This is a genomic window from Phyllobacterium sp. 22229, from assembly GCF_052056495.1.
GTDB classification, from domain to species: domain Bacteria; phylum Pseudomonadota; class Alphaproteobacteria; order Rhizobiales; family Rhizobiaceae; genus Phyllobacterium; species Phyllobacterium myrsinacearum.
The window spans coordinates 62,031-85,374 of sequence record NZ_JBQEPA010000022.1 but is presented as its reverse complement, the minus strand read 5'-3'; the positions used below and the strand labels follow the sequence as shown (position 1 = coordinate 85,374).

Here is a 23,344-nt window from a genome sequence, read left to right as displayed (position 1 = left end):
TATGTCAATCCGGGGATGAGAGAAGAAATGAGCGAAGCCAAAAAATCTGTTTTTGCGGGCACGGCCCTCACGGAAAAAGGCTGGGAACGCGACGTTCTGGTGCAGATCGGCGCGAGCGGGCAGATCGTGTCGGTGGACGCAAACAGCACTGCGCCCGCTGACAGCCATCGCACTGCCGTTCTCCTTCCGGCGCAGGCCAATCTGCACAGCCACACGTTCCAGCGGGCCATGGCCGGTCTTTCCGAAGCGCGCAGTCCGGCGGGCCGCGACAGTTTCTGGACCTGGCGCGAGATCATGTATCGTTTCCTCGACATTCTCGATCCCGACGACATCGAGGCCATCGCCGCCTTTGCCTTCGTCGAAATGCTCGAATCCGGCTATTCCAGCGTGGCTGAATTTCACTATGTGCATCACCAGCCGGGCGGGACGCCTTATGCCAGCCTTGGCGAGTTGTCGGAGCGCATCGCCGCGGCGGCCAGTGCGAGCGGTATCGGCCTGACACTGCTGCCGGTGGCCTATGCGCAGGGCGGCGTCGACGGACGCGCGCTCGCGGGCGGACAATTGCGTTTCGGCAATGACGTCGAGCGCTTTTCCAAACTGGCGGAGGCCGCGCAAAAAGCCGCGCGGCAAACAGGTCCCGATGCGGGTTTCGGCATCGCGCCACATTCGATCCGCGCCGTCAGCGAACGCGACCTTCTGGAGCTTGAGCGCCGGTTCGCCGCAATGCCCTTCCATATCCACATCGCCGAACAGCTGCCGGAACTGGAGGAGGTACAGGCAGCCTATGGCCAGCGCTCCATGAGCTGGCTGCTGGACCATCTGCCCGTCAACGAGCGCTGGTGCCTCATTCATTCGACGCACATGACACCGGAGGAGACGGTGCGCGTTGCCGCCAGCGGGGCGGTGGTCGGCCTCTGCCCATTGACCGAGGCCAGCCTTGGCGACGGCATTTTTGATGGCGTGCGCTATCTGGGGTCTGGCGGACGGTTCGGTACGGGATCGGATTCCAATATCCGCATCTCGCCATCAGAAGAGCTGCGGCAGCTCGAATACAGCCAGCGTTTGCGCGATGTCTCGCGGGTCACGCTTTCCGTTGACGGCAAATCCAACGGGCGCACGCTCTATGACACGGCGCTTGCGGGCGGAATGCAGGCGTTGGGCCGCAATGGCGGCAGCCTTGCCGTCGGACAATGGGCCGACATGGTTGCACTCGATGCCGATAATCCCGCGATCCTCGGCCTCCGGGGTGACCGGTTGCTTGACGGCTGGATTTTTGCGGGCGACAGACACGCGGTGACCGATGTGTGGTCGGCGGGCCGCCATGTGGTGCATGAGGGACGCCATCGCGCGCGGGACCAAATCTTTGCAACCTACAAGACGCGGCTTGCGTCGATTCTGGAGCGGGTGTGACAGCAACAGCGCGAAAATCCTTTCATGCCATCAAAGCGGAAATGGCCCGGCGCATCGCTGAGCGGGTCTGGGCGCCCGGCGCGCTGATTCCCGGAGAGGAAGTGCTGTCCATCGAGTTCGGCTGCGCCCGTGCCACCGTCAACCGCGCATTGCAGGAACTGGCGCGGGGCGGCGTCCTCGTGCGCAAGCGCAAGGCTGGAACCCGGGTTGCCCTGCATCCGATGCGGGAAGCCCGCTTTGTCATTCCCATCGTCCGGCAGGAAATCGAGACGAAGGGCGGCGCCTACCAGTTCAGGCTGCTTTCCAACCAGGTGGAGAAGGCACCGGGAGACGTTGCCCGGCGCATGGGCCTCGCCAAGGCCAAGGACATGCTGCACGTGCGCTGCCTGCACCTCTCCGATGGCACGCCGTACCAGTATGAAGACCGCTGGGTCAATCTCGACGCGGTGCCTTCCATTCGCGGCGAGACGTTCGAGACCATCAGCCCCAATGAATGGCTGGTGACCCACTCACCGTTCTCGCAGGCCGAGATCGTCTTTCACGCCGGTGTAGCGAGTGCGCAGGAGGCTGATATTCTCGGCGTCAGCGAAAAGGACGCCGTGTTCATTGTCGAACGCGTCACCTTCGTGCCGCAGAAGCCGATCACGTTCGTGCGGATGATTCATCCCGCCTCGCACCGCATGGTCACGCAGCTCTAGGCATTTTTCCGGCCATAGTGGCGCGGGATTCGCAAGCTTGGCGCACCGCCGGGGTGCGATGTTTTGTCAGCTTGCCAGAACAATTGTCTACTAAAATACTCATAATTTCCTAGAATCATTCTAAGCTATTGATTTTTTTCGAACTTTCTGGAAATTATCATTTGACTTTGAAATGATCCATTGCCTTTATGCATGAGCACAAGAGTGCATACCTTTGATGTCTGGGCCTTGAACCCGTTCGATTGGAGGACCCTATGATTGGTCTTTTTCTGCCACGCATGCGCGTGGTTTCTCTGCTGCATATGCAGCTTGCCTCTCCCGCACCCGGCCCGAGCCGGCCGATGCAGCGTGCCAGCCGCACGCGCCGCAACGGGCTCTTTGCCCTCGTCCGCAACAATGAACAGGATGGGAGCGGGCATGTATCCACGCACATCTGAAACCGGGCAAGGGACAGGCTGCTATTTCGACCGGACGCCTGAAAAGCTCGTGCTGGAGGGCTATCGCCGGTGGACCGCCGGTTTTGAAACCGGCTCGGTCATCGCCTGGGAAATGGCTTTCGGCCTGTACAGCGACATTCTCGGCAGCCGCGAAGGCAACCGCGCCCTGGCGGAACTCTCGTTCTTCATCCGTACGTTGCGCCACTGCGCCCTGTGCCCGCTGAAGACGTTTCCATTCGGCTCGCACCATGTGTGCAAGGAAGAGTGCCTGACTTTGGGGCTGATCGCCGGACTTCAAAATTGCGACATGCTTGCGGCACGAACCTGCCTCAATGCCATGGCATGCCCCTCCCGCCAGGAAGAGGTGGAGAATGCAGCCATCGGTTTTGCCGAAACCCTGGCCGAGCTGGATCAGGTGCTTTTGCCGATCCCGAAATTTGCCATTGACGACATCATTTCCCGCCCGCTGCGGGCAAAATACCACTAGGACGAAGGGGAAAACCAATGATCATCAACGCACGCATGGAACGACGCCTTTCAATCGCCGCCACCGCATTGCTGACACTGGCGATCTTTGTCACGCCACTGACGGTGCGCGCCTCGATCGAAGCCAAGACAGTGAACAGCACCTATACCGAAGTCGCCGAGATCACACCGGTTGACCTGCTGATACGCAAATAAGGGCCTCCAGCCCGGTACCGGCCGCGTGCCGGTACCACTTCCTTGCCGCCGGGAAAGAATCCTGCTGCGGTCAAATTCCGCCACCGATCCGCAATAGACTACCATTTCTGTAGACTATGGTATTCAGGTAGAATTTTCTAATTTATCGATATAAAAGGAATTCTTTCCAACGCCCGCTCTGCGGGGCGCTCTGCTACGCTTTAGGTCACACTACACGGAGGCAGGCATGAAACATTCCCGTATATCCCTATCGCTTGCGGCTGCATTATTTGCCGCTACAGTTTCCTTTCAATCGCTGTCTTCAGCCCATGCGGATACGACGCTGCTGAACGTCTCGTATGACCCGACCCGCGAGCTCTACAAGGACTACAACGCGGCTTTTGCGGCGAAATGGAAGGCGGATACCGGGGAAACGCTGACCATCCAGACGTCGCATGGCGGTTCCGGTGCGCAGGCCCGTTCGGTGATTGACGGGCTCGATGCCGATGTGGTGACACTGGCGCTTGAAAGCGACATCTCCGCCATCGCCAAGGCGACGAAGAAAATCAATCCTGACTGGCGTACCAAGTTTCCGCACAATTCCGCACCGTACACCTCGACCATTGTCTTCCTGGTACGCAAGGGCAATCCGAAGGGCATCAAGGACTGGGGCGACCTGATCAAGGATGGCGTCGAAGTCATCACGCCGAACCCCAAGACATCGGGCGGCGCACGCTGGAATTATCTTGCTGCCTGGGCCTGGGCCAATGGCCAGTACGGCGGCGACGAAGCCAAGATCAAGGACTATATCGGCAATCTGTTTCAGCATGTCCCGGTGCTTGACTCCGGCGCACGCGGATCGACCACGACCTTTGCCCAGCGTGAACTCGGCGACGTGCTGCTTGCCTGGGAGAACGAAGCCTATCTTGCCTCTGATGAATTCGGTGCCGACAAATTCGACATCGTCGTGCCGCCGCAATCCATCCTTGCCGAGCCGCCTGTTGCCGTTGTCGACGGCAATGTCGATGCCAAAGGCACGCGCAAGGTGGCTGAGGCCTACCTCCAATATCTCTATTCCGCGGAAGGCCAGACCATCGCCGCAAAGCATTTCTACCGCCCGTCGGAACCCAAACTGGTGCCTGCAGATCTCCTGAAAAAACTGCCGGAGTTGAAACTGGTGACGATCGATGATCCAATCTTCGGCGGATGGGCAAAAGCACAGCCCTATCACTTCGGAGATGGCGGAACGTTTGACCAGATTTACAAGCCGAAAAAGTAACAGCATGATCTCCAACCTTGCCAAGGCAGGTTGGCGGTTTAAGAGGCCGAGTGTAATTCCAGGGTTCGGAATGACGCTCGGCTTCACTCTTGCCTACTTGACCCTCATTGTTCTTATTCCGCTGGCTGGGCTGGTCTGGCGCTCCGCCTCGCTCGGCTGGGGCGGTATGTGGCACGTCGCGACGGACGCGCGCACGCTGAACGCCTTGAAAATCAGCTTCGGCACATCGCTGGTGGCCGCGCTGATCAACGTCGTGTTCGGTGTTATCGTTGCGTGGGTTCTGGTGCGTTACCGCTTTCCCGGCCGCCGGATCATCGACGCCATCGTCGATCTGCCCTTCGCCCTGCCCACGGCCGTTGCCGGTATTGCCCTGACGGCGCTCTATTCAAAGAACGGCTGGATCGGCCGCTGGCTCGATCCGCTGGGCATCAAGGTCGCCTTCACGCCTATTGGTATCACCATCGCGCTGATCTTTATCGGATTGCCTTTTGTCGTGCGCACGGTGCAGCCGGTGATGGAAGAAATCCGCAAAGAGGTGGAGGAGGCGGCCGCTACTCTCGGCGCGACCCGCTTCCAGACCATCTCGCGCGTGCTTTTGCCCGGCCTGACCCCGGCAATCCTGACGGGTTTTGCCCTCGCCTTTGCCCGTGCGGTCGGGGAATATGGTTCGGTGATCTTCATCGCCGGCAACCTTCCCTACATCTCGGAAATCGCGCCGCTCTTGATTGTCATCCGCCTGGAAGAATTCGACTACACCGGTGCGACGGCGATTGCCGCCATCATGCTGCTTATCTCGTTCACGATGCTCTTCGTCATCAATCTCATCCAGGCCTGGAGCCGCAGGAGGTATGGCTATGCGACATGAGTTGCCGCAACCTCCGCAAGCCGCAGCCGGTTCCTGGCATCCGGCAACCACCGAAAGCCGGACGGCGCGTTTCATTCTGGTCGGCGTGGCGCTGGTTTTTCTCGGCCTGTTCCTGCTCCTGCCCCTGATCGCGGTTTTCTTCGAGGCTTTCCGCAAGGGCCCCGCGGCCTACTTCGCCGCCTTTGCCGACCATGATGCGCTTGCCGCGATCCGCCTCACTCTGCTGGTGGCGGCCATTGCCGTTCCGCTCAATCTCGTCTTCGGGGTGGTGGCAGCCTGGACCATTGCCAAGTTCGAGTTCAAGGGAAAGGCGTTCCTGACGACGTTGATCGACCTGCCGTTCTCGGTTTCCCCTGTGATATCGGGGCTCGTCTACGTGCTCTTGTTCAGCACGCACAGCGCGCTTGGACCCTGGCTCAAATCGCAGGGTATCGAGATTCTGTTCGCCGTTCCCGGCATCGTCCTCGCCACGGTATTTGTAACGTTTCCCTTCGTGGCGCGCGAGCTTATCCCGCTGATGCAGGAACAGGGCACAACCGACGAGGAAGCGGCGCTTTCCCTTGGCGCCAATGGCTGGCAGACCTTCTGGCATGTCACCCTCCCCAACATCAAATGGGGCTTGCTCTACGGGGTGCTTCTGTGCAACGCCCGGGCCATGGGGGAGTTTGGCGCGGTATCCGTCGTTTCAGGCCATATTCGCGGCCTGACCAACACGATGCCGCTGCAGGTCGAAATTCTCTATAATGAATTCAATACGGTCGCTGCTTTTGCGGTGGCTTCGCTTCTGGCGCTTCTGGCGCTGGTGACGCTCGTTCTCAAGACCTTGCTGGAATTGAAATACGGTGCGGAGCTGGCTGCCAATGGCGGACACTGAGAGGAATAAAGATGGACGTTCGCGTTAGTGGTGTACGTAAGGAATTTGATCGCTTCCCGGCGTTGCACGACGTATCGCTCGATATCAGTTCGGGTGAACTCATTGCCCTGCTCGGCCCTTCCGGATCGGGCAAGACGACGCTGCTGCGCCTGATTGCCGGCCTGGAAACCCCGACCGAAGGCAAGGTGTTTTTCGGCGACGAAGATGCATCGCTGAAATCCGTGCAGGAGCGCAATGTCGGCTTCGTGTTCCAGCACTATGCCCTGTTCCGCCACATGACCGTGATCGACAATGTCGGCTTCGGGCTCAAGGTTCGCCCCTCGGCAAGCCGGCCGAGCAATGAGGAAATCCGCCGCCGCTCGTCCGAGCTGCTCGATTTCGTCCAGCTTGGCGGCTTGGAAAAGCGCTATCCGGCGCAGCTTTCCGGCGGCCAGCGCCAGCGCGTCGCCCTGGCCCGTGCCATGGCCATCGAACCGCGGGTGCTGCTGCTCGACGAACCGTTCGGCGCGCTGGATGCGAAAGTGCGCAAGGAACTGCGCCGCTGGCTGCGGGAAATCCACGACAAGACCATGCACACGACGGTTTTCGTGACCCATGACCAGGACGAAGCTTTGGAGCTCGCGGACCGTGTTGTGGTGATGAGCCAGGGCAAGATCGAGCAGATCGGAACACCCGATCAGGTTTATGACACGCCCAATTCACCCTTCGTTTATGGCTTCATCGGCGAATCAAGTTCGCTGAGCGTGCGCATCAACGATGGCGAGGTGTGGCTTGCGGATCGCGCGCTGGGCCTGAAGAGTGACGCACCCGACGGTGACGCTGCGCTGTATTTCCGTCCGCATGATGTCGAGCTGGTCGATGGCTGCGGCGGCTGTATTGCCGGAACCGTCATTGCCAGCCGCCGTGTGGGTGCGACAAGGCGCGTGGAGCTCGAAATCGGCGGCGCGGCGGAACGTGTCGAGATTGAAATTCCGGCCGATCATCCGGCCCGGGAAAAGAGCCGCATCGCCTTCCGCCCCAAGCATTGGCGGGTCTTTCCCAAGGTCTGACCCTTTCGCCCCTGTACCTGAAGCCGGAGTTCCATGAGCTCCGGCTTTTGCATGCCCGCCGTCAGCCGCCCAATTGCTAAAACAGAAACAGTCTGTTCACAAAGCCTATGCCATTTCGCAAACGGTGACGAAGCGGTTTGCGTGCTGTCCCCCTGTGCAGCCCGCTACGAATTGCTTAAGATAAACAAATGGCAATCTGACTCATTTTCATCAAAACTGATCGGCAAGGATAAAAGTGATGGTAGCTTAGTTGATCGTACCCGATTAGATCGTAAACTTCTCCATGGGTCGGTCGACCCGTTATTATCGTCAGTGTTGCAGCCCTGAAGAGTTTTTCTTCACAACCGAAACGAAGGCAAATGGCCCTACTGTCTTTTTTTAAATCTTTCACACCACAGAAGAATGCCGTTGGTCAGATTTTTTCGGCCCAGCCCAATCCGATCAGAGCCCACTACAAATCCATTGATGACCTGCGGGAGCTAGGCGCGCGCGTGGCGCGCGGCGAAGATATCCGCCTGCCCGACTATGAACCCATGGTGTTCGAGCAGCGCACGGTGGAAAATGCCCGGCTGATCCTTCATTCCTATCGCTCCTCCGATGCGGCTGCACGCAAGGGTGAGACGATAACGCCAGCGGCCCAGTGGCTTCTCGACAATTACTACCTCGTTGACCAGAACATCCAGCAGGTGGAGCGCGATCTTCCGAAGAAGTTTTTCCGCCAGCTGCCGCCGCTGGCGGGCAAGCCGGAAATCCCGCGCGTCATGGCATTGGCCTGGCTCTATGCGGCACATACGGACAGCCAGTTCTCGCTCAACAGCCTGACGGCGATGGTCGAAGGGTTCCAGACGGTTTCGCCCCTGCATATCGGCGAACTCTGGGCCCTGCCCTCCGCCGTGCGCTTCATTCTCATCGAAAATGCCCGCCGGTTGTCGCTGCGGGTTGAACGTGCCCGGCGCATGCGCGCCTACGCCAACAGCGTGGCCGACGAGATCACGCTGAACGCCGACAAGGATACCCTGCCGCAGCTTCTAGCCCAGTACACCACAGCCGCGCGCGACAGCACCTTCGCCACGCATCTGCTTTACCGTCTGCGCGGCGGCGCCATGCACTCCGGTGCGGCTGTCGCCTGGCTTGAAGAAGAGCTGGAAAAGAACGGCAGCGACGCCGAAGACGCCATTATCCAGGAACATACGCGCCAGTCCACCGGCGGCGTGACCATGGGCAATCTCATCCGCAGCCTGAAGGCTATCGACGACGTCGACTGGATCACCTGGTTCGAGACGGTCAGCGGCGTCGATGCGGTGCTGCGCGAACACTCTAATTTCGACGCGCTCGATTTCCATTCCCGCAATGCCTATCGCGTGGCGATTGAAAAGATTGCCCGCCGCTCGGGCAAGAGCGAGCAGGACATCACGCAGGCTGCCTTGGATCTTGCCCATCACAGCGCGGAAACCAAGGGGGACGAGAAGAGCGTCACCGTGCAGCGCAAGCGCGACGTCGGCTATTACCTCGCCGGCGACGGACGCTCGGAACTGGAAGAGACCTGCGGCTCGACCCCAACCGTGCTGCAGCGCTGGGTCCGGTTCTACAAGACCCTCGGCCTTGCCGGCCTGTGGATTCCGGCTTCGGTCATTTCCATCGGGATTCTGTTCCTGATCCATTACTGGCTGCGCCGCTACGGCCTGCCGAGCGATACGGTTCTGCTGCTGACGGTCCTGGCCGTGTTTCCGACGATGGAAACCGCCAATGGTTTCGTCAACTGGATCATTCCCATGTTCATGCCGCCAACACGGCTGATCGGCTTCGAATACAAGAACGGCCTGCCTCCAGAGGCGAAAACCCTCGTCGCGGTGCCGACGCTGATCACCTCGCGCGATTCCGTCGATGAGCATATCCGCAACCTCGAAGTGCACTACCTGACCAATCCGCGCGGCGAAATCTATTTTGCCCTGCTCACCGACTGGGCGGACAGCAAGGTCGAGCAGAACGAGAACGATCTCGACATTCTCGATTACGCTCGGGAAAAGGTCACCGCGCTCAACCTGCACTATACGCAGGGCGGCAACCCGCGTTTCTTCCTCCTGCACCGCAAGCGCCTCTACAATGCGCAGGAAGGCCGCTGGATGGGCTGGGAGCGCAAGCGCGGCAAGCTGCATGAGCTGAACCTCCTGCTGCGCGGCGACAAGGATACAACCTATTTCCCCAGCAATGAGGAAGTGCCCGGCGACATCAAATTCGTGATGACGCTCGACTCCGATACGCGCCTCACACCAGATTCGGTCAACCGCCTGGCGGGCAAGCTGAGCCATCCGCTCAACCGCCCGATCTACAAGGAAAAATCCGGCCGCGTGACCAGCGGCTATGCGATCCTGCAGCCGCGTGTTACCCCCTCGCTGACCACCGGTGACGACGCCTCGTTCCTGCAGCGCGTCTTCTCGGTCAACCGCGGTATCGACCCTTACGTCTTTGCCGTCTCGGACGTTTATCAGGACGTGCTGGGTGAAGGGACATTCACCGGCAAGGGCCTTTACGATGTCGATTTCTTCGAGCTGGCGCTCGACGGCAAGATCGATGAGAACACCGTTCTCAGCCATGATCTTCTCGAAGGCGGCTATGCCCGCGCGGCGCTCGTCAGCGACGTCGAGGTGGTTGAAGACTACCCGACGGGCTACAATGTCGACATCTCGCGCCACCATCGCTGGACGCGCGGCGACTGGCAGCTCCTGCCTTACCTGTTCAGCACCAAACCCGGTGTGACCGCCGTCACCCGCTGGAAAATGACCGACAATCTGCGCCGCTCACTGACGCCGGTCTTCTGGATCATCGCCTCCATCGCCGGCTGGACATTGCTGCCACCCGGCGTTGCCGCGCTTTGGCAGTTCTTCATGATCTTCAGCATGTTCATCGTCCCGACGATGATCCTGTTCACCAATCTTGTCCCGACAAACATGAACCTGTCGCTGAAGGGCCATTTCCAGGCGATCCTCACCGACATTTTCTCCGGCGCCGCCGATATCGCCCTGCGCATCACCTTCATTGCCAATATGGCCTGCCTGATGGCCGACGCCATTGCGCGCACGCTCTACCGCGTCTTCATATCGCGCAAGAACCTGCTGGAATGGCGTGCAGCGGCCCAGGCGAAAGCCAGCGCCCCCGATACGCTGCAGTATTACACCCGCCTGATGTGGCCCGCGATCATCGTAGCCGCCGTCGCCATCGCCCTGCCGCTGGTCACCCACAGCCGCGCCTGGTACCTGGCGGTGCCCTTCGCCGTGATCTGGTTCTTCTCGCCGATCATTGCCTGGCTGGTCAGCCGTTCGGCCAAGCCGCTCGACGACCTCAATGTCCGCTCTTCGGACAAGAGCGAGCTGCGCCGCTTCGCCCGCCGCACCTGGCACTACTACGACACGTTCGTCACCAAGGAACAGAATTTCATTCCGCCTGATAACTTCCAGGAAGACCCGCATCCGGTTATCGCGACACGCACATCGCCGACCAATATCGGCATGTACCTGCTGTCGACCGTGGCGGCCCGGGATTTCGGCTGGATCGGTTTCAACGAAACGCTGACCCGTATCGACGACACGCTCTCCACGCTGGAAAAGATGGAGAAGTATCGCGGCCATCTCTACAACTGGTATGAAACAACCACGCTGCGGCCGCTTCTGCCGCTCTACGTCTCGTCGGTGGACAGCGGCAATCTTGCCGGCCATCTGGTGGCGCTGTCTTCCGCGCTGGAAAAATGGGCGGAGGCGCCATCCGTCTATCTGCAAAGCGATCTCGACGGCATTCTCGATGTCAGCGATATTCTTGAAGAGGCGATCAACGACATTCCCGATGAACGCCGCGTCCTGCGGCCGCTGCGCCGCCGCCTGGATGAGCGGGTGGCCAATTTCCGCCGCGCCATCACGACGATCAAGGAAGAGCCGGAAACGGCGTCGCTGCGCACCATCAACCTTTCGCTGTTCGCCGGTGACATCCAGCGCCTGACGGAAGAGCTGCATGGCGAACTCGAAAGCCCGCTCAGCACCACCGCAAACGGATGGGCGCTGATTCTCGTCAAGACCTGTCAGGCCCATACGGATGACGCCATTGGTACCCACGAGGGAACGGACAGCCTGCGCGAGCGGCTGGTTTCGCTGGCAACCCGCGCCCGCCAGCTGGCCTTCGACACCGACTTCACCTTCCTTGAACGCAAGGAACGGCGTCTTCTGTCGATCGGTTTCCGCGTCGATACCAACGAGCTTGATGCGAGCTGCTACGATCTTCTCGCTTCGGAAGCGCGTCTGGCCAGCCTGTTTGCCATCGCCAAGGGCGACATCCCGGTCGATCACTGGTTCCGTCTCGGCCGCCTCCTGGTGCCGGTCGGCTGGCGCGGTGCGCTGATCTCCTGGTCGGGCTCCATGTTCGAATATCTCATGCCGCCGCTGGTCATGATCGAACCGCTGGGCTCGATGCTCGATCAGACCAACAAGCTGATCGTCCAGCGCCAGATCGAATATGGCGATTCCAAGGGCCTGCCGTGGGGCATTTCCGAAGCCGCCTACAATGCGCGCGACCCGGAGATGAACTACCAGTACACCAATTTCGGTGTCCCGACGCTGGGACTGAAGCGCGGCCTGTCCAAGAACTATGTGGTCGCGCCCTATGCCAGCATCATGGCCAGCCAATATCGCCCGGCGGAAGCTGTGGCCAATCTGAAACGCCTGCGCGAGATGGGTGCGCTCGGTCAGTACGGTTTCTACGATGCCGTCGACTTCACCCGCTCCCGCGTGCGCGAAGACGAGGAATATGCCGTCGTGCGCAACTACATGGCGCACCATCACGGCATGTCGATCGTTGCCGTCAACAATGTGGTGTTCGAAGGCCGCATGCGCGACCGCTTCCACTCGGATCCAGTCATCGAGGCCGCCGAACTGCTGCTGCAGGAAAAGGCACCGCGCGAAATCCCGGTCCTGCAGGCCAAGGCTGACAATCCGATGCGCAAGGCTGTCGAAAGCGGCGAAGAAACGGCCTCCATCCGTTTCATCAAGAATCCGCTCGCCGCTCCACGCGCGACCCAGATCATGTCGAACGGCCATTACTCGGTCATGGTCACCGCCAATGGCGGCGGCTATAGCCGCTGGAATGGCCTGGCGATCACCCGCTTCCAGCCCGATCCGCTGGAAAGCGGCTACGGCACATTCCTGTTCTTGCGCGATCTCGACAGCGGTGAATGGTGGTCTGCGACCGGCGACCCCGTGCGGGCAGCCGGCGAAAAGAGCACGACGATCTTCGCCGACTACAAGGCCGAGTTCGTCAAGGAAAACGGCACGATCCAGTCGACGGTGGAGACCATCGTCGCTTCGGATTCCGACGGCGAGGGCCGCCGCATCGTCATCACCAATACCGGTACGAAAGACCGGATCATTGAAGTGACGTCCTATGCCGAACTGGTGCTCACCGCAGACGATACGGACACGGCGCATCCGGCATTCGCCAAGATGTTCGTGGAAACCGAGATCGATCCGCGCGGCGACACGATCTATGCCACGCGCCGCAAACGCGCCAGCAGCGAACCGGATATTCACGTGGCACATGTGGTCACGGACGGATCGGGCGCCATGCGCGAAATCCAGGCGGAAACCGACCGCCGGGCCTTTATCGGTCGCGGCCGCAACCTGCGCAACCCGGCCGCCTTCGATGAGGGCGTCACCCTCAACGGCAGCCAGGGCTTTGTTCTCGACCCCATCGCGTCACTGCGCTGCCGCGTCCGCGTTCCCGCACACAAGCGCGTCACGCTGGTTTTCTGGACCCTTGTCGGCCCGGACCGGCACGAGCTGGAAGAAGTCGTTTCCCGCTTCCGCCATCCGGACTGCTTCGCCCGCGAATTCTCGCTGTCCTGGACAAGTTCGCAGGTGCGGCTGCATCATATCGAGATCAATCCGGACGAGGCCGCTGATTTCCAGCGCGTCGCCACCAGTCTGATCTATCCGGACAAGGCCCTGCGCATGCCCTCCGAAAGCATCGCTTCCGGCCTTGGCAGCCAGTCAGAGCTGTGGCCGATGTCGATCTCCGGCGACTTCCCCATCCTTGCCCTGCGCATCGATGACGAAGCCGATATGGAAACGCTGAAGAACGTGCTGAAGGCGCAGGAATACTGGCGGGCGAAGGGGCTTGTGGTTGACGTCGTCGTCATCAACGAACGCTCCTTCTCCTATGCACAGGACTTCCAGCGCGGACTTGAGGCGATCTGCGAGAACAGCCGCAACCGCGGCGGTCAGTATGGCCCGCGCGTCCATATCTTCACCGTGCGCAAGGACCAGATGAGCGATGCGAGCTACAATACCCTGCTCGCCTCTGCCCGTATCGTCATGCATGCGCAGAACGGCACGCTGGTCGAACAGTTGAAGCGCATGGAGGAACTGGCCGCCGACCTGCAGCCGGTTGCCGCCATACCATCCGGCAAGGCTCTTGCCTCAGGCGATACCGGCCTTGACGAGATGCGCAGCATCGCACCAGCGCCGACGCAGCTGGTGGGCAAGCGCCGCCAAAAGACCGAGGGCAATGAACTGGCCTTCTGGAACGGCTTTGGCGGCTTTGACATGAAGACCGGTGAATATATCGTCCGTCTTGCCGACCGGACAACCACGCCGCAGCCATGGATCAACGTGATCTCCAATGCGGGCTTCGGCTTCCACGTGTCGGCGGAGGGTGCGGGTTTCACCTGGTCAAGCAACAGCCGCGACTATCAGTTGACCCAGTGGTCGAATGATCCCGTGATCAACCGGTCCGGCGAAGCGCTCTATGTCGTTGATCTGGACAAGGGAACAGCGTTCTCGCCGACCGCTTCGGTGCTGCGCGATCCATCGGTTCAGTACGAAACCCGCCACGGCCAGGGCTATTCGACGTTCCTGTCCCGCCACGGCAATGTCGGCCTTGAACTGACGCATACCATCGATGCGGATATGCCGGTGCGCGTGTCCAGCCTCAAGATCACCAACCATGGCGGGACGGCCAAACAGTTGCGTGTCTACGGGTTTGTCGAATGGATGCTCGGCAATTCCCGCGCCAAGACGGCTCCGTTCATCGTGCCGTCGCATGATACGGAGAGCGGCGCGCTTTTTGCCCGCAATCCCTATGGCACCGACCGCAAGGATCACGTGGCATTCTTCGCCGCAAACGTGAAACCGCAATCGGTGACATCGGACCGGACCGAGTTCTTCGGCCCTCTGGGCTCGGTGGACCAGCCGGCTGCCGTCCTGCAGGCAAAAACCCTCTCCAACGTCGTTGAAGCGGGGGGCGATCCCTGCGCGGCGCTTGCCGTCGATGTGGAGATCGCGGCGGGTGAAACCAGGGAAATCCTGTTCTATATCGGCGATACCGCCGGTGCCACCGAGGCACGGCGTGTTCTCGCAGAACAACTCAAGCGCCCGTTTGAAAAGACGCTTGCGGCCTCCAAGGCGATCTGGACCGGCTTCCTCGATGGCCTGCAGGTGGATACGCCTGACGATGCATTCGACGTGATGGTCAACCGCTGGCTGCCCTATCAGAGCCTTGCCTGCCGCATCTGGGCACGCACGGCCTTCTATCAGGCCAGCGGTGCCTTCGGCTTCCGCGACCAGCTGCAGGACACGCTGTCCATGCTGGTGCTCGATCCGTCGCTGGCCCGGCATCAGATCCTGAACGTCGCCGCCCGCCAGTTCAAGGAGGGCGATGTCCAACACTGGTGGTTGCCGACATCGGGCGCCGGTGTACGGACGATGATCTCCGACGACGTGGTATGGCTCGGCTATGCCATTGCCCACTACACCTCGGTAACCGGCGATATGAGCATCCTCGATGAGCAGATCGCCTTCATCGAAGGCAAGGCTCTTGAAAACGGCGAGCACGATGCGTTCTACCAGCCGGCAATTACGGCGGAGAAAGTCACCGTATACGAACATGCGGCGCGCGCGCTCGATCTGGCGATCGCCCGCACCGGCGCGCATGGGCTGCCGCTCATGCTCACCGGCGACTGGAACGACGGCATGAACCGCGTCGGCGAAGAGGGCAAGGGCGAAAGCATCTGGCTGGGCTGGTTCCTGATCAGCACCCTGCGCGATGTCCTGCCGCTTGCCCGCCAGCGCAAGGATGGCGACCGCATCAAGCGCTGGGAAGCCCATATCGAAAGCCTCAAGGCGGCATTGGAAAAGGATGGCTGGGACGGCGAATGGTATCGCCGCGGCTATTTCGACGACGGGTCGCCGCTGGGCTCCAAGACCAGCGACGAGTGCAGGATCGACTCCATCGCCCAGTCCTGGAGCGTTCTCTCCGGCTATGGCGATCCTGATCGCGCCAAGCAGGCCATGCAGTCCGTGGCGACGCATCTCGTCGATGACGAGGTTGATATCATCAAACTGTTCACACCGCCGTTCAACAAAACGCGGCATGAGCCCGGTTACATCAAGGGCTATCCGCCGGGTGTGCGTGAGAATGGCGGGCAATATACCCACGCGGCAACCTGGGCTGTGCTGGCCATGGCTAAGCTTGGAAATGCCGACGAAGCCTATCGCTGGTTCAGCAAGCTCAATCCGGTGAACCATTCGCTGGATGCCGGCAAGGCCGAGTCCTACCGGGTTGAGCCCTATGTGGTTGCTGCTGATGTCTATTCGGTTGATCCGATGCGCGGGCGCGGCGGCTGGACCTGGTACACGGGTTCTGCCGGCTGGCTCTACCGCGTGGCAACGGAAGGCATTCTCGGCATCAGCCGCAGGAATGACCGGCTGTTCGTCGATCCTGCCCTGCCCACCGCGTGGACCGGCGGCTTCAGCTTCGTGCTGCGCAACGGCAAGGCGCGCTATACCGTCGAGGTGAAACCGGCTGCCAAGGGCGGCAGGAAGATCACCGTCGACGGCAAGAAACTGGCCAAGGCCGATGCGGGCATTCCGCTCGAGACATCGGGCGAACACACGGTGCTCGTCGAGGTCGTTCCGGGAAAATAGCCAGCGGCGAGCTGGCCGCTGACTGAATAAGCCATCTCATTCCGCCGCCTGTGCTTGCGCGCTGGCGGCGGTTCTCATTCTGGAGAAGACAAAGGCCAGGATGAAGCTTGCCGTCAGCAGGAGCACGATGGTCGGCGCAGGGGCGCTGTCGAGGAAGAAACTCAGATAGATACCGGCCAGGGAGGTTGCCACCGCGACAAGTGCCGAGACCAGCAGCATCCGCTCGAACCGTTTGGTCAAGAGGAAGGCGATGGAGCCCGGCGCAATCAGCATGGCAACGGCAAGGATGATGCCAACGGCCTTGAGCGCGCCGACGATGGTCAGCGACAGGATGCACAGCAGGCCATAATGCAGGAATTTGACCGGCAGACCGATGGCCTGCGCATGTTGCGGATCAAAGGCATGCAGCAGCAAATCCCGCTGCCAGATGCCAAGTGCCAGCAAGGTCACAGCTGCTATCGCCCCGGTTTCGGCGACATCGCGCCATGCCACGCCGAGCATATCGCCGAACAGGATGTGGTCGAGATGCACGTCGGACTGGATTTTGGTGTAGAGCACAATGCCAAGGCCGAACATGCCGGAAAACACCACGCCCATGACCGTGTCTTCCTTCACCCGGCTGTTCTGCTTGAGGAAGCCGGTGGCGAGCGCACAGATCATCCCTGCCGCAAAGGCCCCGATGGCCAGCGGGATACCTGCGATATAGGCGAGTACCACGCCCGGTAGCACCGCATGCGAGATCGCATCTCCCATCAGCGACCAGCCCTTCAGGACGAGAAAGGGCGAGAGCAGACCCATGGGAATTGCCACGAGAAGCGTGATGACAAAGGCCTGCTGCATGAAGCCGAAGCTGAACGGCTGCAGCAAAAGCTGGATCAGATCGCTCATAGCCCCTCCTCCAGTGCCAGGCGGGCGCGGCGGCGCGCGGCGAGCGTTCCGTGCTTGGGCGCGAAAACAAAGGCGGTGAGAAAGACGAGCGTCTGCAGCACCACGATGATGCCACCCGTCGCCCCGTCGAGAAAATAGCTGAGATAGGCGCCGATGAAACTGGTCGAGGCACCGATCAGCACACTGGTCTGGATCAGGCGCGGGAAACGGTCATGCAGGAGGTAGGCTGTTGCGCCGGGGGTGACGACCATCGCCACCACCAGAAACGCCCCCACCGTCTGCATGGCAGCCACCGTCGACGCGCTGAGCAGCGTAAAGAACAGGATTTTCAAAAATGGCGGATTGAGCCCGATGGAACGGGCATGGTTTTCGTCAAAGAATGTCACCATCAAATCCTTCCATTTGACCAGGAGGACGGCCAGCGATACCCCGCAGATGATGACCAGCTGCAGCGTATCCTCCGGCGTGATCGCCAGGATATTGCCGAGCACGATGGTCTGGATATTCACCGAAGCGGGGGACAGCGACATCATGAACAGGCCGAGCCCGAAGAAGGAGGTGAAGATCAGGCCGATGATGGCGTCCTCCTTCAGCTTTGTCCGCTGGTTGAGAAACAGCATGGCAACTGCGGCGAGACCGCCGGAAAAGAACGCGCCGATGGAAAACGGCAAGCCGAGCATGTAGGCGCCGGCAACACCGGGCACGATGGAATGGGAGAGCGCATCGCCGATCAGCGACCAGCCCTTCAGCATCAGATAAGCCGACAGGAAGGCGCAGACGCCGCCGACCAGCGCACTGACCCACATGGCATTGATCATGTAGTTGTAGGAAAAGGGTTCGAGAAGCAGCTGCATCATGATTGCGGCTTACCTTTCCCCTTGGGTTCGCCATAGATCACGAAGGGGCGTTCATCGTCGCTGAGCACCGTCACGCTGCGCGGATCCGCATCCGCATGCAGATCGACACCGCCGAGGATGAAGTGGCGCAGCACACCACCGAAAGTCATTTCCAGATTGGCCTGCGTGAACACTTTTTCAGTTGGGCCGGAAGCCAGGACGGTGCGGTTGACCAGCACGGCCCGGTCACAGAATTCGGGCACGCTGCCGAGATTGTGGGTGGAGACCAGCATGACCTTGCCGTCATCGCGCAGGGATCGCAAAAGGCCGATAATGGCCTCCTCCGTGCGCACGTCGACGCCGGTGAAAGGCTCATCCAGAAGAATGATATCGCCTTCCTGCGCCAACGCGCGGGCAAGGAAGACGCGCTTCTTCTGGCCGCCCGAAAGCTCGCCGATCTGGCGCTTGCGGAAATCCGTCATGCCAACCCGCTCCAGCGCGGCCGTTACCATGTGCTGGTCGCGCTTTTTCGGCATGCGCAGAAAATTCATATGGCCATATCGTCCCATCATCACGACGTCTTCGACCAGAACCGGAAAATTCCAGTCGACATCCTCGCTCTGCGGCACATAGGCCACCACATTGCGTTTGAGCGCCCGTCCCGCCTGTTCACCCAGAATCGAGACCGATCCCCTGGCGAGGGGCACGAAACCCATGATGGCCTTGAACAGGGTGGACTTGCCGCTGCCGTTGACGCCGACCAGCGCGGTTATGGACCCGCGCGGGATATCGAAGCTGGCATTGCGCAGGGCCGTGTGGCCATTGCGATAGGTCACGGTCACGTCATGCACGGAAAGACCAGCCCCCCGCTTTGCAGCGGAGGGGCCGGCGAGCGCTTGGGAGGACGCGCTCACTGGGTAAAGCCTTTGGCAACGGTTTGTGCCGTGACGCGCAGGAGATCGAGGTAGGTGGGCACCGGACCATCGGGATCGCTGAGCGAATCGACATAGAGAACGCCGCCATATTTTGCCCCGGTTTCGCGCGCGACCTGTTTGGCGGGCGAAGCGGAAATCGTGCTTTCGCTGAAAACCACCGGGATTTTCTCGGCGCGCACCTTGTCGATCACCTTGCGGACCTGCTGGGGCGTGCCCTGCTGGTCGGCATTGATCGGCCAGAGATAAAGCTCCTTCATGTCGAAATCACGCGCGAGATAGCTGAAGGCGCCTTCACTTGTCACCAGCCAGCGGCGCTCGGCGGGAACAGCCGCCAGGCTTTCGCGGATAGGCGCAACCGTTGCCCGGATCTTTTCCGCATAGGCGGCGGCATTGCGGTCATAGATGGCGGCATTGGCCGGGTCGTAGGTGCCGAGTGCCTTGCGGATATTTTCCACGTACACCAGCGCGGCATTGGGCGACATCCAGGCATGCGGGTTCGGCTTGCCCTCGTAGGGGCCTTCCGAAATGCCCATCGGCTCCACACCCTCGCTGACGACGGCGCTCGGAACATTCTTGACGTTGCCGAAAAATTTCTCGAACCAGCGTTCCAGACCCAGGCCGTTCCACAGGACAAGATTGGCATCCTGTGCCTTCAGGATGTCACCGGGTGTCGGTTGATAATCATGAATTTCCGCATTGGGCTTGGTGATCGAATCCACATCCGCCGCGTCCCCCGCAACATTGCGGGCCATGTCGGCGATGATCGTAAAGGTCGTGACCACCTTGAATTTCTTGCCATCGGCGGCGGACGCCGGGCCAAGGATCGTCAATAGAGCAAAAACAGCAATCAACAGTCGGGAAAATCTCATATCGCCTCCAGCAAACCGGGAAAATGGTGAGCTTTTTCGTCACCATTGTTATTCCATAACGGCTTGCGGGAGGTGCGTCAATGCAAATGCGAATGATTTGCAAAAAGAAATTCAACCCTGCCTCCCGCATTGTGCGGAAGGTCCGGCGCTGAAATTCTGTGTACCAATGCGCGTATTTCCCGAGGCCAGTTGAGAATCTTTGCAACTGAGCGCGTTCTGGCGCATAATCCCGTCTATGAAACATGCTCTCAATCAGAAGCCGGATTACGAGAAGGAACTGCGCAAGGCAGGCGTTCGCATCACCCGTCCGCGCCGAATCATTCTCGATATTCTGACCTCCACGGAAGACCACCCGGATGCGATGAAGATTTTCCATCGCGCCATCGAGATCGATGACAGCATTTCGCTCTCGACCGTCTACCGGACCATGAATCTCCTCGAAGAAATGGGCGCCATTCATCGCCACGCCTTCAATGGCGGCCCGTCGCGCTTCGAACAGGCCCATGGCGAGCATCACGACCACCTGATCGACATCGATACGGGTGATGTGATCGAATTCCAGTCGGACAAGATCGAAAAGCTGCAGGAAGAGATTGCCCGCGCGCTTGGCTATGACATCATCCATCACCGGCTCGAACTTTATGGGCGGAAATCCAAGCGGCCGGAATAGCTGGCATCTTTGCGCACAAACGTCCAAGACGTCTGCTTTCGCGTGAAGCATAACTTCCGCTGGCATTTGCCCGAGGGAGTTATGCATGCAAACGGTCCAATCGAAATCCTACAAGGCCATCAATTTCTCCGAAAAGTTCAAGCTGTTTTCCGAACAGTGGACACCCAAAGTGGTGGCGGAACTCAACGATTATCAATTCAAGATCGTCCGCATCGAAGGCGATTTCGTCTGGCACGATCATCCGGAAACCGACGAGGCATTCATTGTCCTGGACGGGGAACTGCGCATCGATTTCCGCGACGGGTTCGTGACGATCAAGCCGGGTGAAATGTACGTCGTCCCCAAAGGGGTCGCGCACAAGCCCTATGCCGAAACGGAAGTCAGACTGATGCTGATTGAGCCGCGCGGGGTCCTCAATACCGGCCATGAGGGCGGTGAGCGGACAGCACAGAACGACGTGTGGATCTAACAGCTCTTACGCAATCTGCGCCAATTCGCGGCGCAGAAAATCGTTCAGCCGGTCAATGGCCGGGCTGGACGACACCGGGCTGCGCATGATGCCGATTTCCAGATCACGCAGTGGCGGCAGGCCCTCATTCTCACCGATAATGCGCAGGGTCGACGGCACGCTGCAGGCGGCAAGCGCTGCCACCGCCAGCCCGGCCTGCACCACGGCGATCAATCCGAGCAGGCTGGCGCTGGAATAGGTGCAGCGATAGCTGCGATCCGCATCCCCCAGCGCGTCCAGCACATTCATGCGCGCGGCACAACCGGGCTCAAACAGGGCAATGCGCAGCGGATCGTTTTCCCAGGCAACGTGGGTTGGCGATGCGACCCAGATCAAACGCTCCCGGCGGATCACCTCCAGCGGTTGGGTGGCCCCGCGGGTGACAATCGCCAGATTGACCCGGTCCTCATCGATCGCCTTGACCAGCGAAGTCGATTGCTCGCAGACCAGTTCGACAGTGACCAGCGGATGCTCCTCGGCAAACCGCGACAGAACAGGCGGCAGCAGGAACGCCGCATAGTCATCGGGCACACCAAGCCGCACGCTGCCGGTTTCCTCGGGGCGGGTGACATTGGCCCACGCCTCATCCGACAACCGCAGCAACCGCCGCGCATAATTGAGAAAATTCTCGCCGGCCAGATTCGGCTCGACGGAGCGGGGATTGCGAATGAGGAGCTGTTTGCCCACCGCCTGTTCCAGCCGCTGCATCTGCATGCTGACGGCCGACTGGCTGCGGCCGACGCGCGGGGCGGCAGCCGACAGGCTGCCGGTTTCAATGACGGTTACAAACGTCCGCAGAAGATCGAGGTCGAGGGGTGCAGCCATAATGCCATCAACATAGCGAATAGTTCATTCCAAATCTATTCGTTTGTTTGCTGGCAATCAATGGCGCTAACTGAATGCTCTTTACATACAGGGACGCCCGCATGACCGAACCCATTTCGGAACGTTTTCCGGCAGCACGGCTGGCCGTTGCCATGGCCATCATCGGGACCGTCGGTGCCTTTGCAACGGAGACCCGGCTCGATCCGGTCACGATCGTCTTCTGGCGCTGTGTTTTCGGCACGGTCTTCCTCGCCGCATGGTGTTTCCTGCGCGGTTATCTCCCCGACCGGACGCTCTCCTGGCCGCGGCTGGGCCGGGCAGCGCTCGGCGGCATCTGCATGGTGCTCAGCTGGGTATCGTTTTTTGCCGGGTTCCGCATGACGTCGATTGCGACCACCACCATCATCTATCACATCCAGCCATTCTTCGTTGTTCTCATCGGCGCGACCCTTTTGAAGGAACGCATCACCGTCGATCAGATCATCTGGATGCTCGGCGCCTTTCTCGGCGTCGTCCTGGCCAGCGGCCTTGTCGGCGCGGCGGCACCGGTCAGCACGCTATGGGTTCTTGGGATCGTCATGTCGCTCGGCGCGGCGGTGCTTTATGCCGCGGCAACCATTCTCGCCAAGGGCCTCGGCGAGCAACGGCCGGAAATCACAGTGCTCTGCCAGACCATCGTCGGCATCGTCATGCTCGCGCCCTTTGCCAATTGGGCGGAGCCCGTGCCGCTGGCGTCCTGGGGCTGGCTGGCCAGTATCGGCATCCTCCACACGGGCATTGCCTATATCCTGATCTATTCCGCCTATCCGCGCCTGTCGACACCGGTCATCGGCGTCCTGACCTTCATTTACCCCATCGTCGCCATCATCGTGGACTGGGCGATTTACGCGCATCCCCTGGGAATGGCGCAAGCCGCCGGCATGCTGCTGATTGCCTGCGGGACGCTGGGCGTGCGGCTCGGATGGCAGATCCCCTGGCGGCGGACTTCGCCGGCCTGACTCCCCCAACACATGAAAAAGCCGCCCGAAGGCGGCTCTTTCGTCAAAGGATGCAAAAGAATCAGGCGGCGTTGGAAGCCGGCTGCGCCGTCAGCAATTCATAGATAAGGGTCGCATCATGGGCGGTGCGCAGTTTGGCAATCCGCTCGGGATCGCGCAGCATGCGGGCAATCCGCGACAAGGCCTTCAGATGATCGGCGCCAGCATTCTCCGGCGCCAGCAGAAGAAAAACAATATCAACGGGCTGATCGTCCAGCGCTTCGAAATCCACGGGGGTTTCGAGCTGCGCAAAGACCCCGGTGATGCGTTTGACGCTGTTGATCTTGCCATGCGGAATGGCAATGCCATTGCCAACGCCAGTCGAACCAAGGCGTTCGCGCTGCAGGACGGTGTCGAACACCTCCCGCTCCGTCAGACCGGTCAAGGCGGCAGCCTTCTCCGACATGATCTGCAAAAGCTGCTTTTTGGAATTGACTTTCAATGCGGGCAGGACAGCGTCGGGCTGAATGAGGTCACCCAGATCCATTATTCTCTTCCTTCCTGTTACCGTCCGCGCTTTTGGGGCGCGGACGGTAGTTCA

The 23,344-nt window shown here is 60.4% G+C and carries 19 protein-coding genes; 13 read left to right on the top strand and 6 right to left on the bottom strand.

Annotation, left to right across the window (positions count from 1 at the left end; translation table 11 throughout):
- Positions 1–27 precede the first annotated feature (27 nt).
- From ACTJJ7_RS22850 to ACTJJ7_RS22805, 10 genes are all read left to right on the top strand, one after another.
- Positions 28–1,410, top strand: a complete 1,383-nt coding sequence (locus ACTJJ7_RS22850) for a formimidoylglutamate deiminase (RefSeq protein ID WP_440968918.1) — start codon at positions 28–30, stop codon at positions 1,408–1,410.
- Positions 1,407–2,108 (top strand): GntR family transcriptional regulator, encoded by a 702-nt coding sequence (locus ACTJJ7_RS22845; RefSeq protein ID WP_245421251.1) that lies wholly within the window; start codon positions 1,407–1,409, stop codon positions 2,106–2,108. Before ACTJJ7_RS22850 ends, ACTJJ7_RS22845 begins: the two co-directional genes overlap by 4 nt.
- Positions 2,109–2,362: 254 nt before the next feature.
- Positions 2,363–2,545 carry a hypothetical protein gene (locus tag ACTJJ7_RS22840; protein ID WP_440968917.1) on the top strand — a complete coding sequence of 61 codons (183 nt, stop codon included), beginning with the start codon at positions 2,363–2,365 and terminating at the stop codon, positions 2,543–2,545.
- Positions 2,514–3,032 carry a hypothetical protein gene (locus ACTJJ7_RS22835; RefSeq protein WP_425350521.1) on the top strand — a complete coding sequence of 173 codons (519 nt, stop codon included), beginning with the start codon at positions 2,514–2,516 and terminating at the stop codon, positions 3,030–3,032. The genes ACTJJ7_RS22840 and ACTJJ7_RS22835 overlap by 32 nt, the downstream gene beginning before the upstream one ends.
- A 17-nt stretch (positions 3,033–3,049) precedes the next feature.
- Complete coding sequence (locus ACTJJ7_RS22830; protein ID WP_158531255.1) at positions 3,050–3,226, top strand: hypothetical protein; 177 nt, start codon at positions 3,050–3,052, stop codon at positions 3,224–3,226.
- A gap of 226 nt (positions 3,227–3,452) precedes the next feature.
- Positions 3,453–4,484 carry a sulfate ABC transporter substrate-binding protein gene (locus ACTJJ7_RS22825; protein WP_440968916.1) on the top strand — a complete coding sequence of 344 codons (1,032 nt, stop codon included), beginning with the start codon at positions 3,453–3,455 and terminating at the stop codon, positions 4,482–4,484.
- 4 nt (positions 4,485–4,488) lie between these two features.
- Complete coding sequence (cysT, locus tag ACTJJ7_RS22820) at positions 4,489–5,349, top strand: sulfate ABC transporter permease subunit CysT (protein WP_105738014.1); 861 nt, start codon at positions 4,489–4,491, stop codon at positions 5,347–5,349.
- A complete protein-coding gene (cysW, locus tag ACTJJ7_RS22815) occupies positions 5,333–6,223 on the top strand; it encodes a sulfate ABC transporter permease subunit CysW (protein ID WP_440968915.1) in 891 nt (296 codons plus the stop codon). Before cysT ends, cysW begins: the two co-directional genes overlap by 17 nt.
- A gap of 11 nt (positions 6,224–6,234) precedes the next feature.
- Positions 6,235–7,272: a sulfate/molybdate ABC transporter ATP-binding protein gene (locus tag ACTJJ7_RS22810; RefSeq protein WP_440968914.1), complete on the top strand. Its 1,038-nt coding sequence runs from the start codon at positions 6,235–6,237 to the stop codon at positions 7,270–7,272.
- 359 nt (positions 7,273–7,631) lie between these two features.
- Positions 7,632–16,235: a GH36-type glycosyl hydrolase domain-containing protein gene (locus ACTJJ7_RS22805; protein WP_440968913.1), complete on the top strand. Its 8,604-nt coding sequence runs from the start codon at positions 7,632–7,634 to the stop codon at positions 16,233–16,235.
- 36 nt (positions 16,236–16,271) lie between these two features.
- Here ACTJJ7_RS22805 and ACTJJ7_RS22800 read toward each other — a convergent pair whose 3' ends face one another.
- The 4 genes from ACTJJ7_RS22800 to ACTJJ7_RS22785 are packed head-to-tail and all read right to left on the bottom strand — an operon-like array spanning position 16,272 to position 19,763.
- Entirely contained in the window at positions 16,272–17,123 is an 852-nt protein-coding gene (locus tag ACTJJ7_RS22800; protein WP_440968912.1) for a metal ABC transporter permease, read from the bottom strand.
- Entirely contained in the window at positions 17,120–17,980 is an 861-nt protein-coding gene (locus ACTJJ7_RS22795; protein WP_440968911.1) for a metal ABC transporter permease, read from the bottom strand. Before ACTJJ7_RS22795 ends, ACTJJ7_RS22800 begins: the two co-directional genes overlap by 4 nt.
- On the bottom strand, positions 17,977–18,873 hold the full coding sequence (locus ACTJJ7_RS22790; RefSeq protein WP_440968910.1) for a manganese/iron ABC transporter ATP-binding protein: 897 nt from the start codon (positions 18,871–18,873) through the stop codon (positions 17,977–17,979). The genes ACTJJ7_RS22795 and ACTJJ7_RS22790 overlap by 4 nt, the downstream gene beginning before the upstream one ends.
- Entirely contained in the window at positions 18,870–19,763 is an 894-nt protein-coding gene (locus tag ACTJJ7_RS22785) for a metal ABC transporter substrate-binding protein (RefSeq protein ID WP_440968909.1), read from the bottom strand. The genes ACTJJ7_RS22790 and ACTJJ7_RS22785 overlap by 4 nt, the downstream gene beginning before the upstream one ends.
- A 235-nt stretch (positions 19,764–19,998) precedes the next feature.
- On the opposite strand from ACTJJ7_RS22785, the gene ACTJJ7_RS22780 reads away from it, so the two are divergent.
- Positions 19,999–20,433: a Fur family transcriptional regulator gene (locus ACTJJ7_RS22780; protein ID WP_440968908.1), complete on the top strand. Its 435-nt coding sequence runs from the start codon at positions 19,999–20,001 to the stop codon at positions 20,431–20,433.
- Between the two features lie 85 nt (positions 20,434–20,518).
- Positions 20,519–20,902: a cupin domain-containing protein gene (locus ACTJJ7_RS22775; protein ID WP_130268472.1), complete on the top strand. Its 384-nt coding sequence runs from the start codon at positions 20,519–20,521 to the stop codon at positions 20,900–20,902.
- A gap of 6 nt (positions 20,903–20,908) precedes the next feature.
- Here ACTJJ7_RS22775 and ACTJJ7_RS22770 read toward each other — a convergent pair whose 3' ends face one another.
- Entirely contained in the window at positions 20,909–21,766 is an 858-nt protein-coding gene (locus tag ACTJJ7_RS22770) for a LysR substrate-binding domain-containing protein (RefSeq protein ID WP_105738031.1), read from the bottom strand.
- Positions 21,767–21,867: 101 nt separating this feature from the next.
- On the opposite strand from ACTJJ7_RS22770, the gene ACTJJ7_RS22765 reads away from it, so the two are divergent.
- Positions 21,868–22,764: a DMT family transporter gene (locus ACTJJ7_RS22765; RefSeq protein ID WP_105738033.1), complete on the top strand. Its 897-nt coding sequence runs from the start codon at positions 21,868–21,870 to the stop codon at positions 22,762–22,764.
- A gap of 61 nt (positions 22,765–22,825) precedes the next feature.
- On the opposite strand, the gene ptsN is transcribed toward ACTJJ7_RS22765, so the two are convergent.
- On the bottom strand, positions 22,826–23,290 hold the full coding sequence (ptsN, locus tag ACTJJ7_RS22760) for a PTS IIA-like nitrogen regulatory protein PtsN (protein WP_105738035.1): 465 nt from the start codon (positions 23,288–23,290) through the stop codon (positions 22,826–22,828).
- Positions 23,291–23,344 lie beyond the last annotated feature (54 nt).

What these genes read in the sequence shown, in the direction of transcription:
- ACTJJ7_RS22850 (WP_440968918.1), top strand. Translation starts at nt 28, where the DNA reads ATGAGCGAAGCCAAAAAATCTGTTTTTGCGGGCACGGCCCTCACGGAA.
- ACTJJ7_RS22840 (WP_440968917.1), top strand. Translation starts at nt 2,363, where the DNA reads ATGATTGGTCTTTTTCTGCCACGCATGCGCGTGGTTTCTCTGCTGCAT.
- ACTJJ7_RS22835 (WP_425350521.1), top strand. Translation starts at nt 2,514, where the DNA reads ATGGGAGCGGGCATGTATCCACGCACATCTGAAACCGGGCAAGGGACA.
- ACTJJ7_RS22830 (WP_158531255.1), top strand. Translation starts at nt 3,050, where the DNA reads ATGATCATCAACGCACGCATGGAACGACGCCTTTCAATCGCCGCCACC.
- ACTJJ7_RS22825 (WP_440968916.1), top strand. Translation starts at nt 3,453, where the DNA reads ATGAAACATTCCCGTATATCCCTATCGCTTGCGGCTGCATTATTTGCC.
- cysT (WP_105738014.1), top strand. Translation starts at nt 4,489, where the DNA reads ATGATCTCCAACCTTGCCAAGGCAGGTTGGCGGTTTAAGAGGCCGAGT.
- cysW (WP_440968915.1), top strand. Translation starts at nt 5,333, where the DNA reads ATGGCTATGCGACATGAGTTGCCGCAACCTCCGCAAGCCGCAGCCGGT.
- ACTJJ7_RS22810 (WP_440968914.1), top strand. Translation starts at nt 6,235, where the DNA reads ATGGACGTTCGCGTTAGTGGTGTACGTAAGGAATTTGATCGCTTCCCG.
- ACTJJ7_RS22805 (WP_440968913.1), top strand. Translation starts at nt 7,632, where the DNA reads ATGGCCCTACTGTCTTTTTTTAAATCTTTCACACCACAGAAGAATGCC.
- ACTJJ7_RS22800 (WP_440968912.1), bottom strand. Translation starts at nt 17,123, where the DNA reads ATGAGCGATCTGATCCAGCTTTTGCTGCAGCCGTTCAGCTTCGGCTTC.
- ACTJJ7_RS22795 (WP_440968911.1), bottom strand. Translation starts at nt 17,980, where the DNA reads ATGATGCAGCTGCTTCTCGAACCCTTTTCCTACAACTACATGATCAAT.
- ACTJJ7_RS22785 (WP_440968909.1), bottom strand. Translation starts at nt 19,763, where the DNA reads ATGAGATTTTCCCGACTGTTGATTGCTGTTTTTGCTCTATTGACGATC.
- ACTJJ7_RS22780 (WP_440968908.1), top strand. Translation starts at nt 19,999, where the DNA reads ATGAAACATGCTCTCAATCAGAAGCCGGATTACGAGAAGGAACTGCGC.
- ACTJJ7_RS22775 (WP_130268472.1), top strand. Translation starts at nt 20,519, where the DNA reads ATGCAAACGGTCCAATCGAAATCCTACAAGGCCATCAATTTCTCCGAA.
- ACTJJ7_RS22770 (WP_105738031.1), bottom strand. Translation starts at nt 21,766, where the DNA reads ATGGCTGCACCCCTCGACCTCGATCTTCTGCGGACGTTTGTAACCGTC.
- ACTJJ7_RS22765 (WP_105738033.1), top strand. Translation starts at nt 21,868, where the DNA reads ATGACCGAACCCATTTCGGAACGTTTTCCGGCAGCACGGCTGGCCGTT.
- ptsN (WP_105738035.1), bottom strand. Translation starts at nt 23,290, where the DNA reads ATGGATCTGGGTGACCTCATTCAGCCCGACGCTGTCCTGCCCGCATTG.